Origin of the sequence: Streptomyces sp. NPDC006743 (assembly GCF_040703815.1) — a bacterium.
Taxonomy (GTDB): Bacteria; Actinomycetota; Actinomycetes; order Streptomycetales; family Streptomycetaceae; genus Streptomyces.
On record NZ_JBEYJA010000017.1, the window covers coordinates 32520 to 45994 of the forward strand.

The following is a 13475-nucleotide window of genomic DNA, read 5'->3' on the forward strand; positions in this document are numbered from 1 at the left end:
AGGTCAGAGGCGTTTTACCCCTCCTGGGAGGGACTGTAGGGACTGAAAGTCGCAATTATGACGTAGACAAGACATGTGATGCGTATACGCGGGCGCGTATGTAACCCCATGTTCTTGTACAGCTCATAATTGCCGAGTTCAGTCCCTACAGTCCCTCTTCTGCTGGTCGCACGCCTCTGACCTGCGGAAATACTCAGGGACTCAACAGGGTCCCTGGGCCCTCTCGGCCCCTTGGTTCTGGTCCCTGGAGGGCTTCGGACCCTGCGGGCGTCCCGTAAAGCCCGTTGCCGGTCCTGGCTTATATGACAATCATCAGTCCCTTCAGCCCCTAGGGTGGGAGACCGGCTGGTCCCTGCCCTGCCCGGAGGGACCGGACCCCTCCCCGGCACAGGGACCGACGCCGGCCGGTGCGCACCGAAGACTCACCACAGGAGGGACCCAGGGACTCAAGGGACCAGGAAAACTGATAGAAACGGCACGCGGCCCAGAACAGACCCACTTTTCGGACGATGACCTCTAGACTCTCTTTCGCACTAGAGTCCCTTCGGTCCCTGATGGCGCGTCACTGCCAGCCAGGTGCCCGTGCAGTGAGCGAACGACGAGACGTGACGAGGACGATCCCCGTGCCGCGCGAAGGTGAGAACCGCGAAAGTGCAGCCCGAGTCGGGCCCGTGGCTCCGCATGCCGTCGCACGGTGGTGCGCCGCCCAGGGCTGGCCGGTCCACCCCCTTGCCCCCGGACGCAAGACGCCCGCCGGGAACTGCCCGGACTGCCGCACGCACCGGCACGACCCCGCCGACTGTCCCTGCCTGCCCGCGGGCCGTCCCTGCCACGGCTTCCACGCGGCCACCACCGACCCGGACCGCATCGACCGCTGGTGGAGCGAGAAGCCCGCGGCGGGAGTCGGCGTCGCCTGTGCCCCCGCGGAGCTGGTCGTGATCGACATCGACGCCCACGCGGCCCCGGTGGCCGACCGGTCCCGGCTGCTGCCCGGCATCCCCATCCCGGAGCAGGTGAGCCTCGCCGGGCTGGCCTCGGGCTTCGACACGCTGGCGCTGCTGGCCGCCTACCGGGGAGCCCCCGATCCCTCCTCGGACGAGACGACGCTCCGCGTGCGCACGCCTTCCGGGGGCCTGCACGTCTGGTACCTCAACCCCGACCCCGCCACACGGTTCCGCTGCTCCACCGGCTCCGGGCGGAACGCGGCGCTGGCCTGGCAGGTCGACGTCCGTGCCGACGGGGGCTACATCGTGGCGCCCGGCACGCGGACACCGAAAGGCGTCTACCGGGCCGAAGGCGCGGCCCGGCTCCCGGCGCCCCTGCCGGACTGGCTCAGGGACGAACTGGCCCGCACCGGACATGTGGTGGCTCCGCGGCCCGTCACGGCCTCCTGCGGGCCTTCCAGCCCCCCGGGTGAGGATTCTCCTGCCCCGTGGCCCACAAACGTCTCAGAAGCCCCTACAGCCCCTCTCCGGGGCGTGCGGACGGGTCGCGGGGAGGCCGGTGCGCTGCGGATCCTCGATCCGCTGATCCAGCAGGTCGCCGGGTGCGCCGCGGCGCGTGAGGGGACGAGCTTCACGGAGAAGCTCAACCGGGCGGCCTACACCGCGGGAGGACTGGTGGGTGCCGGGCACCTCGAACACACGGCCGTCCGGGACCGGCTCGTCAGGGTCGCCCAGTACGCCCGTCCCTGGCAGCAGGCCAGGAACGAAACGATCGTCGACGACGCCCTTGCCGTTGGGTCCGCCCGCCCTCTCCACCTCAAAGGACGTCCATGAGCAGCAGTGCCGGAAGCTCACCGCGCTTCGACCCGCAGGCTGCCGCTCAGCAGATGCTCGACCTGGAAGCGGCCGCCCCGGCCGGAGCTGCGCTGCTGCCCGCTCAGACGGCCCCGGAGGCCGCTTCAGGGGTCTCGCCGCTCCCACCGCCGGGAGCCTTCGGGACGCCGTCCCTGCCGCCGTCGCTCTCGGACCGGGGAAACGCGCGGCTCTTCGTGCAGATGCACCGCGACCAGTTCCGGCACGTGGAGGGGCTGGGCTGGTTCGCCTGGGACGGCTACCGCTGGAAGCGCACGGGCGGCGAGAAGGCCGCGCTGTGGGCCGCGGGGGAGATGGCGGAGGACATGCCGGACACCGACCCGCGCGGCATCTTCAGCAACCGTGAGATCGCCCAGCACAAGCGCCGCACCCTGTCCACCACCGGCATGAAGGCCCTGCTCACCCAGGCGAAGGCGTCTCCCGACCTGTCGGTGGACCCGGACTGCCTCGACGGGGACCCGTACGCCCTGTGCACGCCGGCGGGCGTGGTCGACCTGCACAACGGCCATCTGCGCAAGGCCGACCCCACCCGGGACTTCCACTCCCGGGCGACGAGCGTGGCCCCGCAGCGCATGGAGACCCCTCGCTGGCACCGCTTCCTCGCGGACACCTTCGGCAGCGATCCCGAGGGTGAGGAGATGATCGACTTCCTGCACCTGCTGCTGGGGTACTCGATCACCGGTGACGTGGGTGCCCAGGTGCTCCCGTTCCTGCACGGCGAGGGCAAGAACGGCAAGTCCGTCCTGCTGGACATCATGATCCAGATCCTGGGCGACTACGCCGACGCCGCCCCGCCCGGCTTCTTGATGGACCGGGGAGCGTTCTCGGAGCACTCGACCGAGCTGACCGAACTGCACGGCCGCCGCCTGGTGGTGTGCAGCGAGCTGAAGCCGAACGACAAGTTCGACGAGGCCCGGGTCCGGCTGCTGACCGGCGGCGACAAGATCAAGGCACGCCGGATGCGGCAGGACTACTTCTCCTTCACGCCCACCCACCACCTGTGGCTGCTGGGCAACCACCGCCCGGAGGTCTCCACGGGCGGTTTCGCCTTCTGGCGCCGCATCCGCCTGCTGCCCTTCACCCGGACCGTCCCGGCCGAACGCAGGATCGACAACCTCGCCTTCGAGCTCGTACGGGACGAGGGCCCCGGCATCCTGCACTGGCTCATCGAGGGCGCTCAGCGCTACCTGGCCACCCGCGACCCGCTGGAAGGCCCCGACCGCGTCCGCATCGCCACCACCGCCTACGCGACCACCGAGGACCACATCGGCCGCTTCCTGGCCGAGTGCTGCACCCGGGACGGCGAGGCCGGACGGGACCTGCGGGTCGAGCAGGGCCTGCTGTACACCGAGTACAGCTCCTGGTGCAACGCGGGGGAGGGGATCAGGCCCGCGACGCCGAGGGCCTTCGCCAACCGGGTCCGTCAGGAGGTCGGAGTGGCCTCGCCCGCCGACATGATCAAGTCGAACGGACGCAAGTACTACCCCGGCATCGCCCTGCTGGAGCACCCGTGAGGCGGCCCGGAGTTCGGCCGTACTCAGCGGTCGGCCTGCACCTGGCCCCGCGGGCGCTCTACGATGGAGGGCAGGTCCCGCATGCGGTGGCTCCCACCGGAGGCCCCGCCGCTGGCCGGAGCGCGGGCCGGAGCGACATGTTCACATGCCTGGCCACGTCCCCCTTGGTGGGGAGCACGCCGACGAAGGAGGGGCTGCAGCCATGAGCTCGCTACTGACCGAGAGCGACCTCATCCACGAGGAAGAGGTGGTGTGGCTGGAGAACCCCGAAAAGCTGGACTATGTCCGCCAGGCGCTGGACAAGACCAAGCGCCGCAACACCAAGCCGCCCTACGCCCGCGACGGGCGCATGGTCGGCTACGCGCTGCTCGACGAGCAGGCCTCGCCCGATCCCGACAGCGGCCTGTACAAGCGCCGGGTGTTCTTCCTGCTGCCGCACGACCGGGACAGCCTGCCCGACGGCCTCTACCGTGAGGGAGCCCCCGGCGAGGCCGTCGACCCCCGCACCATCGCGCCGAAGAAGCCGGGCGCGAAGACGCCCCGGTCGCAGTGCGGTTCGCTGCCGATAGCGACATCGGCTCCCTGAGCCGCCGCTCCGGGCGGCGGACCGCCGGCTCAGGAGAAGTACACGAGGACGCGGCCGGAGTTCCCCGCGTCGACCTCGCGGCGGACGTAGAGCTTGCGGATGTGCTGCTGGTCCAGGAAGGCCAGCACCCGTGCCCGCAGCCGCCCCGATCCCTTGCCGGGGATGATCTCCGCGACCGGGACGCCGGCGTGCGAGGCCCGGAAGAGGAACTGACGCATCGCGAGTTCGATGTCCCGGTTGTTGCGGAACACCGGGTGCAGGTCGAGCGTCATCATCGGGAGCCCTCCTCCGGGCGGCGGCGCGTGTCGGCAGCGGTGGGTGTCGGCCCTACAGGCTACGGGCCTCGTCACCCGCCGTCTCCCGCACGAAGGCGAGCACCGCTTCGGTGAACCGCTCGGGTTCCTCGATGTGTCCCATGTGGCCGCTCTCCTCGAGGACGAGCAGCCGGGAGTCGGGGATCAGGTCGTCCAGTTCCCGGCCCCAGCGCAGGCCGCAGATGACGTCGTGCCGCCCCACCACGACCAGCGCGGGCACCGCCAGTTCCTTCAGCGCGACGCGGTCGTCGATGACGTCGGGGGAGAGGTCCTCGTCCAGCCCCGAGATGAACGTGGCCCGTATCGCGTCCCGGAAGGGGGCCAGCTCCTCCTCGTTCTCCCAGTAGTGGGCGAAGTACGAGGGCAGGACGCCCCGCGCCACCGCCACGGTGTCCTCGTCGGTGGCCATACCGGACATCGCGCCGAATGCGGCCAGGACGTCCGGCAGCCCCGAGTGACCGGCGTGCCGGGCGGCGAACTGCTCCACCATGCGACCCGCCTCCGCGCCGTGCTCGGGACCGGTGACCGGCGCCCCCTCGTACAGGACGACACCCGCGAGCCGCTGTGCGCGGTGCAGCGCGTGATACGCGGCGACGAACGCGCCGTGCGAGTGACCGAGCAGATGGACCTCGGGCACGTCCAGGCGGTTGATCAGCACTTCCAGGAAGCGGCTGTAACGGTCCCGGGTGTAGCCGTGCGGGTGCGAGGGGAGGCGGCCGGACTCGCCGGTGCCGATCGGTTCGACGTACACCATGGTCAGGTGCTCTTCCAGCGCGGGCATCCGCAGGTACTCCCAGTGGATGCCGGGCCCGCCGGGATGGGCGAGGACCACCGGACCGCTGCCGTACACGTGGTAGCGCTGGGTGACGCCGCCCACCTCGAAGGAATGGGTGCCGGGGGAGAGCGGGCCGGAGCCGACGTCCTGGGCCTGGTGCGAACCGTTGGTGATGCTCATGAGGTTCTCCGCATCGAGTGAGGGTGTGTGCTGACACCGACACGACGCAGGGGGTGGTCGAAAGTTCGAGGACGCGACTGTGATCCACGTCACATGGAGAGGCGAGACCGGGAGGAGGGAGTCGGGGCGGAGCTATTACGCCGTAATAGGGGACAGGGACCAGAGGCAGGGGCGGGCGCGGGGTGCCCCGAGGACGGCGGCCGCGCGCCCGGGCTATTACGCCGTAATAGGGTCCGGGGGTGGCGCGAGGGCGGGCTCCGTGCGCCGCGACCTATTACGGCGTAATAGGTCCGGTCGACCGTCGGCCCGCCGGGACCTATTACGCCGTAATAGGTGAGGCGGCGAGAGCCGACGAGGCTCGCTACCGAGAGGGTTGTTCAGGCCGCCCGGAGTTCCCGGCTGGCAGCGGGCCGCGCTGCGTGGTAGAGACTCAGCTCGCTGATACGGCCGCCTTCGAGGTTCATGATCCAGGCGACCCCCGGTGGGCAGTGGTCAGGGGCGTCCGGCGGATTGACCAGGTCCATCTCCCACACCACGAGCGACCGGCCGGCGACGACATGCCGGGGGCGCTGGCGGACCCCGGCGGCCAGGTCGGAATCCATGCCCACCAGCATCAGCCCGACGCCACCGAGCCGGTGTCCGCCGCTGAGCAGGGACACCTCGGGGGAGTAGCGGTCCCTGACCACCTTCTCGAACTCCCCTCGTTCGGCGGCGGCGAGCGTGTCGTGCGCCTCCTGCCAGCTGGCCTCGGTACGACGAGCGGTGTCGTCGTGAGCGGAGGCGGAGGTGGCCGCGAGGGTCTGGGCGAGCTGACCGCGTGCCTGGTGCAGCCGGCTGCGGACCGTGCCGACCGGAACCGCGCACGCCTCGGCGATCTGCTGGTACGAGGTCACCCCGGAGGAGAAGTAGCGGAGCACCAGCGGCAGCCGCAACGCCGGGGACAGTTCCTCCACGGCCTCCCAGATCCAGTCCCGCAGGGCGTGCCGGTCCAGCAACTGTTCGGGGGAGGCGCCGGCGGGAGGCAGGGGGACCTCGTCCACGGGTTCGGTGCGGCGGGACTCACGCAGCAGGGACCGGCAGGCGTTGCGCACCACCATGCGCAGCCACGGCCCCACCGCCTGCGGGTCGCGGACATCGGCGATACGGCGGAGCGCGACCAGCGCCGCCTCCTGCATCACGTCGTCGGCATCGGGCCCGGGCCCCAGCAGGCTCAGAGCCACCGCGCGCATGCCCGGACGGTGGCGCTCCAGCAGGGTGGCCAGCGCCGGCGCGTCGCCCCGCTGCGCCGCACGGGTCAGTATCGCGTCCTCGGCCCGCGCGGCGTCCCTCAGTGTGGTCTCCATGTTCCGCCCTCCGGCCCGGCCACTGCTGAACCCGAGGGTACCCAAGGCGGGCAGCGGTCAGGTGTGTGTGAGAGTCCCGGCCGGTCGACATGTGTGTGCACTCGGCCAGAACAGTGACGTGGCTCATAACAGGTGGGGTGCTGACGAGTTCCTGAAAGGTGTTCGACATGCTGGGAACATGGCCTCACAGAACAACCCCACCTCGCGAGGGCGCCACCGGGCCCCGACAGCGGGCGACCAGGTCCTCGCCACGCTGTCCCGGGCCGGCGGGCGGCTGCCCCTCGCGGCCGCCGCCCTGGTCGTCGCGGCCACCGTCACCGGCTGCGGGGCGACCGCGACGGGGGCCGTCCACGACGCCCCGGCGGCCGCCGCGGGGAACTCCCCGGCCGCCGCGCCCTCCGCACGGGACGAGGCGCGTCCGATGTCCGGCGTCGACAACGCCGCTCCCGAACTGCCCACGCAGCTCCCCGGGCTGGGTCCCAAGACGCTGTCCCAGGTCCCGGCGCAGACCCGCCAGGTCGTCCTGGTCACCGGCCAGGGCAAGAACTCCAACCGTTCCGGGGTCGTGCTGTACCAGCGCACCGCGGACGGCTGGAAGGCGGGCCCGACCTGGACGGCGCACAACGCGCTCAAGGGCTGGACCGACGAACACCACCAGGGTGATCTCCGGTCGCCCATCGGGGTGTTCACCCTCAGCGACGCCGGAGGCAGGCTCTCCGACCCCGGCGCCAAGCTGCCGTACACCCGCTCCGTCTCCGGGTACACGGTCGGAGGGCTGGGCTTCGACGGCGAACCCCTCGACGGGGCCTTCGACTACGTCATCGCCATCGACTACAACCACCAGAAGGGGACGACGCCGCTGGACTGGACGCGCCCCCTCGGTGCGGACCGGGGCGGTGGCATCTGGCTGCACGTCGACCACGGCGGTCCCACCCACGGGTGCGTCAGCATCGCCAAGCGGCACATGAAGGAGCTGCTGCGCACCCTCGACCCTGCCCTGCATCCGGTGGTCGTGATGGGGGACGCCGCGTCGCTCAGGAGGTGAGGCCGCGCGGCTGCCAGGCGGCGTGCTCGGCCACCAGCTCACGCAGGGCGCGCAGTTGGCGGAACATGCCCATGCCGAGGGCGGCGACGACGCGGCCGTCGCGGACCCGTACGGCGGTGAACTTCCGCTGCCGCGGGTCCCCGTCCACGAGGTGGGTCGCGCCGGGACCGCGGGCCAGGCCGTAGACCTGGAGCCGCAGACCGTACTGGTCCGACCAGACGTAGGGAACCGTGCGGAAGCCGGACCCGGCTCCCGGCCCCGCCAGGATGTTCGCGGCGACGTGCCGTCCCTGTTCGGTGGCGTTGGTCCGGTGCTCGATCCGCAGCCGGGTACCGGAGTCGGGGTCCTGCCAGGAGGCCACGTCACCGGCGGCCCACACGTCGTGCCCGGCGTACAGGGTGCTGTCGCACTCGACACCGTCACCCAGCGGCAGACCGCTGCCCGCCAGCCACTCGGTGTTCGGGCGGGCGCCGACGCCGAGCACCACGGCGTCGGCGCGGACCTCGCTCCTGACGCCCCGCCGGTCCGTGATCACCCCCGTGACCCGCCCCTGCCCGGTGAGCAGGCCGGTGACCCGCGTGCCCGTGACGAGACGGACGCCGTGCTCGCGGTGGAGGGAGGCCAGCATGTCCGCGGCGTCCGGACCGACGACGTCCGCCAGCGGAGCGTCCCCCGTGGTGATCAGGGTGACCTCGCAGTCCAGCGACCGGGCGACCGAGGCCGCCTCGGCGCCGACGAACCCGCCGCCCACGACCACCAGGCGCGGCCGGCCGGCCAGTGCGGTCCGCAGCGCCAGCGCGTCGTCGAGCGTGCGCAGCACGTGCACCCCGGCCGCACCGCCCGCCCCGGGCAGGGTGCGCGCCCGGGTCCCGGTGGCCACGACGAGGCTGTCGTACGGCACGTCGGTCCCGTTGGCCAGCCGGACCCGGTGGGCGGTCACGTCCAGGGCGCTCGCCGCCACGCCCAGCCGGAGCCGTACGTCCAGTTCGGTGTACGCCTCTTCCGGCCGCAGCAGGAGCCGCTCGGCCGGCCAGTCCCCGGCCAGCAACTGCTTCGACACCGGCGGCCGGTCGTAGGGCGGGTGGGGTTCGTCCCCGACCAGGGTGAGCGGGCCGTCGTACCCCGACTGCCGCAGCGCCTCGGCGGCGGTCAGACCCGCCGCCGAGGCGCCGACGACGACCACTCCGGCGGGAGAGGTCACGCCTCGACCTCGATGGCCGCGGCCGGGCAGACGGCGACCGCCTCGCGTACGGCGTCGTGCTGGTCCTCGGCCGGCCGTGCGGTGAGGAGGACGACGACACCGTCCTCGTCGCGCTGGTCGAAGACCTCGGGCGCCACCAGGACGCACTGACCGGCGCCGCAGCACTTGTCCTCGTCGATGGTGATGTTCATGTCGCTCCTGTCATCGGGGAGTTGGGGTTGGGGAGGGGAGCCGGCAGGCAGGCCGGGTCACCAGGTGAGGGGCAGTTCGCGTACGCCGTAGACCACCGCCGCGGTCCGGAAGGGGATGTCCTCGAGCGGGCGGTCGAGCCGCAGGCCCGGGAAGCGGCGCAGCAGTGCCGGGTAGGCCTCCTGGAGTTCCACCCGGGCGAGGTTCTGGCCGAGGCACTGGTGCGGGCCGGAGCCGAAGGCCATGTGCTGCCGGCTGGAGCGGGTGACGTCGAGGCGGTCGGGGGACGCGAAGACGGACGGGTCGCGGTTGGCCGTCTCGCTCACGCACAGGATGCCGTCGCCCGCGGCGATGCGGACCCCGCCGATCTCGATGTCCTTGAGCGCCACCCGGCGGCGTCCCATGTGGGTGATGGTCAGGTAGCGCAGCATCTCCTCGACGGCGCCTGCCACTTGGCGGGCGTCACCGTCACGGACGGCGGCGAGCTGGTCCGGGTGCTGGAGGAAGGCGCAGGTGCCCAGCGCGATCATGTTGGCGGTGGTCTCGTGCCCGGCGACCAGCAGCAGCCGGGCCTCGTTGGCGCACTCGTCCTCCGTGCCGAGCCCGGTGGCCAGTTGCTCGGTGGCCATGCGGCTGAGCAGGTCGTCCCCGGGCCGCTCGGCCTTGCGCAGGATGAGGTCGCGCAGGTAGTCGACCAGTTCCTGGGAGGCGGAGACGGCGGCCTGCGGTGTGCTGCGGGTGTCGATGATCGCGGCGCTGGCCCGCTGGAAGAAGTCGTGGTCCTCGTAGGGGACGCCGAGCAGTTCGCAGATGACGAGCGAGGGCAGGGGGAGGGCGAAGGCGGTGACGAGGTCGGCGGGCGGTCCCTGGCGTTCCATCGCGTCGAGGAGGTCGTCGATGATCCGCCGGATGCGCGGGCGCAGCCGCTCGGTGGCCTTTACGGTGAAATTGCCCGTGTACAGGCGCCGCCGTTCGGTGTGCTCGGGCTCGTCCATGGTGATGAAGGCCCGGTGGCGTGCGCGGATGGCGTCGCTGCCCGCGCTCATGCTGGGGTAGCCGGGCCGGGTGTTGTCGGCGCTGACGCGGGGGTCGCGCAGCAGGGCGACCTGGTCGGCGTGGCGGGTCACCAGCCAGGCGCTCGCGCCGTTCCAGAGGGTCACCCGGGAGACGGGGTCGGTGTCCAGCAGGGCCGTCACCGACGGCGGAGGGTCGAAGGGGCAGCCGGGGGCGCGTTCGGCGGGCCAGGGGGTGGCTGCGGGGGAGGGGGCCGGGCTGGGAACGGATGCTGCCTTGGTCATGACTGATCCTCGGCTTCCGAGTGTGTGCCTGATGGGGGTGGCGGTGGAAGTGGGGGCGCCGGGGCGCACGTTACGACGCGGCCTTCGGGCACGGAAGGGGAGATCCGTGTATAGGGCATTCTTTTCGCCATTCCCGGTCCGTGGAACACACACATGTTTCCCGGTCCGTGGCCGCGGGGAGTGCGCGGCCACGGACCGGTGGACCCGGGGGAGGGACGGGCCCCCGGGGGCTCTCGGTGAGGAGCGTGCGGACCGTCAGGTGACGGGCGGCAGGTTCGGCCCGGTCGTCCCCAGCTGCTCCGTGGCGACCACCGGCGGCACCGGCCAGGTGACCCCCTCGGGCGGCCAGCTCTGCCCCGTCGCCTTCAGGAAGTCCGCGGGCGGCTCGTACAGCGGCGGCTGGGTGCCGTCGGGGATCATCGAGGCCCACTGGATACCCTCGGTGCGGCCCTTGAACTCCTGCTTCATGGCGTCGAGCCGGTCGGGCTGCTCGATGAGGTCGACGGCGCCGGCCGCGAGGTAGCGGGCGGCCGACAGCATCGCCTGGTGCCCGATGTCGGTGGCCGCCGTAGCGGTGACACCCCAGTTGTGGTTGGGCAGTCCGGGTGGGTACGCGGCGGACAGCAGCACCGCGGTGGGCGCCTGCCAGCTGATGTCGGCGGTGTCCGTGGCCAGCCCGCCGGTGTAGGCGGCGGCCGGGGGAGCGAGCGGTACCAGGTCGGTGGGCATGCCCACCTCCGGGCGGCCGAGCGACTTCTGCACGGCCTTCGCCAGGGTGTGGTCGGCGTCGGTGAACTTCGGCGCGCCGATCTGCCGCATGTTGTCGTACAGCAGCTCCGCGCCGGCCCTGTTCGCCAGCAGGTTCCAGGTCGCCGAGTGGAACTTGTGCACCAGCCGGGTCTGGCTGGCCTGCGCGGCGGCCTTCGCGCACTCCACGATCTTGTCGTAGAGCACCTGGGCGCGGGCCGGGCTGCCCTCGCGGACGAAGAACCAGATGGAGCACATGTCCGGGGTCACGTTCGGGGCGCCGCCGCCGTTGATCACGGCGTAGTGGAACCGGCCCGACGGCGCGACGTTCTTCTCCCGCAGGTACTCGGACATGGTCGCCATCAGCAGCGCGCCGTCCAGACCGCTCTTGTTGCCGAGCGGGGTGCCGCCGTGACCGGAGGCACCGAGGAAGGTGAACGTGGCCGATATCAGTGCACTGGTGGTGTTCCAGAACGGGGTCGTGATGTTGAACGGGTGCCAGTCGAGGAACGCGTCGAGGCCGTCGTAGACGCCCTCCTTCACGGCGTACGCCTTCCCGACGAGCTGCTCCTCGCCGGCGCTGCCGAACAGCTTGACGGTCGCCTTCAGTCCGTGCGCCCGGATGGCCTGCGCGACGGCGATGGCGGCGGCCGTACCGCCCGCGCCCAGCGCGTTGTGCGCGTCGCCGTGCCCGGCGCCGTACGACGGGCCGTAGGCGTCGTAGTGGTAGACGAGCGGGTCGTGGGTGGCCACGCCCTTCTTCTGCGAGAGCCCCGGCAGCGCGTCGTACTCGGCGTTGAAGCCCAGCACCGGGCCGCCGTTGCCGTAGGTGGCGACGAACGCGGTCGGGAAGCCCGCCGAGCCCCATTCGACCGTGAAGCCGTTGGCCTTGAGCAGGTTCGCCGTGGCGAGGGACGACTTCCACTCGCGCAGCGACAGCTCCGCGTACTTCCAGACGTCGTCGTTCAGCTTGGTGACGGCACCCCGGTTCGTGTCGATCCAGCCCAGCGCGGTCTGCTTGGCCGCGGTGTTCCTCGCCAGGCCCTTCGGCGCCCGGTAGGTCGTCGGGGAGACCCCGGTCTTCTCGTCGTAGCCGAGGGTCGCGGCGAGCACCGGGTCGCCCTGGAGCAGGGCGGCCGTGGTCGCGGTGGCACCCAGCCCGAACATCTTCAGCAGGCGCCGGCGGCCCGGGTGGAGGTCGTCGTTCACGTCAGTCTCGTTCCTCGGGGGTGAGGGAGAAGGGCCGGGGGCGGCCCACGACAGTGCTGCCAGGTGTGTCCGTGCACAACATGTATGCCGGTGGATGTGCACACCTGGACAGACTGACGGAGTGTAACGTGTCGGCGCGTCAGATATGTGTTTCATTCCCGCTGAGGACCGGGGACCGAGCCCGGTCACTCCGTCCGGGGACGGGGCGGTCACTCCAACCGAGGACCGGGCCCGGTCACTCCGTCCGAGGACCGGGTCCGGCCGTGGCCTATTACGCCGTAATAGGGGAGTCCGCAGAGGAAGTAGCGGTCACCGCCGCTTCCGCCGCTCCGCTGTCCCCCTCCCCGCCGGTGTCCGCCGCAGTGAGGACGGCCCCGGGATCGACGACCATGGCGACGACGCCGAGCGGGTTCAGATACAACTGCTCGTCGGCGGCCAGCAGACCGGCCAGCTCCTGGACCGGGATGGTGCTGGTCGCGAACTGGCTCGCGGCCTGCAACTGGTCACCGGAGGTGAAGACGGGGACGACCGCTGTGCCGTCGGGCGTCCGCGTCCGCAGCGGAGTTCCGTCGGGGGCCAGCCATATGCCCACGATCGTTCCGGCCAGCCGCTGGGGGACATCCTCCGGAGGCCCCCAGCCGGTGGAGGCCAACTGCACCGCTTCGTCCACGGGATCGGTGGGTTTGGGCCACCCCAGCGCCAGCGGTGAGGGGCGGTACTCCTCGTTATCCCGCCACTCCACCACTTCGCCCTCGGGGCTGGAGCGGTACTCGCCTGCCACGGTCCAGCGCGGAGGCGCCCCCTCGCCGCGCCAGCCCGGGTCGACGAGGCCGAGCCAGTGGTCGGGTGCGGCCCTGGCGGCCTCACGGAGTTCTTCCGGGATGTTGGAAAGGGGGTTCGTGTCGTTCGGTTCGGTCGGGGTGACGTCGCTCATTTTGTTCCGTTCGATGGAAATTCAGAATTCTGGGGCCGAGCTGTCCACTTCTTCTTTGTCCCTGCCGCTCTCGCAGATCAGGAGCACTGTCGAACCCGGGAGCCGCTCAAAACTCGCCCTCTCACGCAGCCATTCTTCGATTGTTCGCCATGCCGGGCCCCTGTAGTCGGTCCTGGCCCTGGTGGTCCGCAACGAGCGCGGCGCGAAGGGGCCGGTAACCGGACGTCAGCCCGCCGAAGCTGCCGGGTGGTTGCTGCCGATTGTCACCACGTCGAGGTAGAAGATAGCCCCTGAAGAAACGTGAAACTAAAAGAACATCCAGA

At 71.3% G+C, this 13475-nt stretch carries 12 protein-coding genes; 4 read left to right on the forward strand and 8 right to left on the reverse strand.

Annotated features, from left to right (window positions below):
- The first annotated feature begins 671 nt into the window (after window positions 1–671).
- The 3 genes from ABZ719_RS16730 (at window position 672) to ABZ719_RS16740 (ending at window position 3917) form a co-directional block, all read left to right on the forward strand.
- Window positions 672–1778: a bifunctional DNA primase/polymerase gene (locus tag ABZ719_RS16730; RefSeq protein ID WP_366725915.1), complete on the forward strand. Its 1107-nt coding sequence runs from the start codon at window positions 672–674 to the stop codon at window positions 1776–1778.
- Window positions 1775–3331, forward strand: coding sequence for a phage/plasmid primase, P4 family (locus ABZ719_RS16735; RefSeq protein ID WP_366725916.1), 1557 nt, complete (start codon window positions 1775–1777; stop codon window positions 3329–3331). Before ABZ719_RS16730 ends, ABZ719_RS16735 begins: the two co-directional genes overlap by 4 nt.
- Before the next feature lie 202 nt (window positions 3332–3533).
- Window positions 3534–3917, forward strand: a complete 384-nt coding sequence (locus tag ABZ719_RS16740) for a DUF6009 family protein (RefSeq protein ID WP_360969706.1) — start codon at window positions 3534–3536, stop codon at window positions 3915–3917.
- Between the two features lie 29 nt (window positions 3918–3946).
- On the opposite strand, the gene ABZ719_RS16745 is transcribed toward ABZ719_RS16740, so the two are convergent.
- From ABZ719_RS16745 to ABZ719_RS16755, 3 genes are all read right to left on the reverse strand, one after another.
- Entirely contained in the window at window positions 3947–4192 is a 246-nt protein-coding gene (locus ABZ719_RS16745; protein WP_366725917.1) for a Smr/MutS family protein, read from the reverse strand.
- Between the two features lie 52 nt (window positions 4193–4244).
- Window positions 4245–5186 carry an alpha/beta hydrolase gene (locus tag ABZ719_RS16750; protein WP_366725918.1) on the reverse strand — a complete coding sequence of 314 codons (942 nt, stop codon included), beginning with the start codon at window positions 5184–5186 and terminating at the stop codon, window positions 4245–4247.
- A 377-nt stretch (window positions 5187–5563) separates the two neighbouring features.
- The gene (locus ABZ719_RS16755; RefSeq protein ID WP_366725919.1) at window positions 5564–6529 is read right to left on the reverse strand and encodes a sigma-70 family RNA polymerase sigma factor; all 966 of its coding nucleotides are present in this window, start codon (window positions 6527–6529) and stop codon (window positions 5564–5566) included.
- 178 nt (window positions 6530–6707) lie between these two features.
- Between ABZ719_RS16755 and ABZ719_RS16760 the strand changes: the two genes are divergently transcribed.
- Window positions 6708–7574: a L,D-transpeptidase family protein gene (locus ABZ719_RS16760; protein WP_366725920.1), complete on the forward strand. Its 867-nt coding sequence runs from the start codon at window positions 6708–6710 to the stop codon at window positions 7572–7574.
- Here ABZ719_RS16760 and ABZ719_RS16765 read toward each other — a convergent pair.
- The 5 genes from ABZ719_RS16765 to ABZ719_RS16785 all read right to left on the reverse strand — a co-directional run bounded on the left by ABZ719_RS16765 (window position 7564) and on the right by ABZ719_RS16785 (window position 13152).
- Complete coding sequence (locus ABZ719_RS16765) at window positions 7564–8775, reverse strand: FAD-dependent oxidoreductase (protein WP_366725921.1); 1212 nt, start codon at window positions 8773–8775, stop codon at window positions 7564–7566. The genes ABZ719_RS16760 and ABZ719_RS16765 overlap by 11 nt on opposite strands.
- Window positions 8772–8966, reverse strand: coding sequence for a ferredoxin (locus ABZ719_RS16770; RefSeq protein ID WP_366725922.1), 195 nt, complete (start codon window positions 8964–8966; stop codon window positions 8772–8774). Before ABZ719_RS16770 ends, ABZ719_RS16765 begins: the two co-directional genes overlap by 4 nt.
- A 57-nt stretch (window positions 8967–9023) precedes the next feature.
- Complete coding sequence (locus ABZ719_RS16775) at window positions 9024–10262, reverse strand: cytochrome P450 (RefSeq protein ID WP_366725923.1); 1239 nt, start codon at window positions 10260–10262, stop codon at window positions 9024–9026.
- Window positions 10263–10517: 255 nt separating this feature from the next.
- On the reverse strand, window positions 10518–12218 hold the full coding sequence (locus ABZ719_RS16780) for an amidohydrolase (RefSeq protein WP_366725924.1): 1701 nt from the start codon (window positions 12216–12218) through the stop codon (window positions 10518–10520).
- 271 nt (window positions 12219–12489) lie between these two features.
- Window positions 12490–13152, reverse strand: coding sequence for a type VII secretion system-associated protein (locus ABZ719_RS16785; protein WP_366725925.1), 663 nt, complete (start codon window positions 13150–13152; stop codon window positions 12490–12492).
- Between the last annotated feature and the right edge of the window lie 323 nt (window positions 13153–13475).

What these genes read in the sequence shown, in the direction of transcription:
- ABZ719_RS16755 (WP_366725919.1), bottom strand. Translation starts at nt 6,529, where the DNA reads ATGGAGACCACACTGAGGGACGCCGCGCGGGCCGAGGACGCGATACTG.
- ABZ719_RS16770 (WP_366725922.1), bottom strand. Translation starts at nt 8,966, where the DNA reads ATGAACATCACCATCGACGAGGACAAGTGCTGCGGCGCCGGTCAGTGC.
- ABZ719_RS16740 (WP_360969706.1), top strand. Translation starts at nt 3,534, where the DNA reads ATGAGCTCGCTACTGACCGAGAGCGACCTCATCCACGAGGAAGAGGTG.
- ABZ719_RS16785 (WP_366725925.1), bottom strand. Translation starts at nt 13,152, where the DNA reads ATGAGCGACGTCACCCCGACCGAACCGAACGACACGAACCCCCTTTCC.
- ABZ719_RS16745 (WP_366725917.1), bottom strand. Translation starts at nt 4,192, where the DNA reads ATGATGACGCTCGACCTGCACCCGGTGTTCCGCAACAACCGGGACATC.
- ABZ719_RS16750 (WP_366725918.1), bottom strand. Translation starts at nt 5,186, where the DNA reads ATGAGCATCACCAACGGTTCGCACCAGGCCCAGGACGTCGGCTCCGGC.
- ABZ719_RS16775 (WP_366725923.1), bottom strand. Translation starts at nt 10,262, where the DNA reads ATGACCAAGGCAGCATCCGTTCCCAGCCCGGCCCCCTCCCCCGCAGCC.
- ABZ719_RS16735 (WP_366725916.1), top strand. Translation starts at nt 1,775, where the DNA reads ATGAGCAGCAGTGCCGGAAGCTCACCGCGCTTCGACCCGCAGGCTGCC.
- ABZ719_RS16760 (WP_366725920.1), top strand. Translation starts at nt 6,708, where the DNA reads ATGGCCTCACAGAACAACCCCACCTCGCGAGGGCGCCACCGGGCCCCG.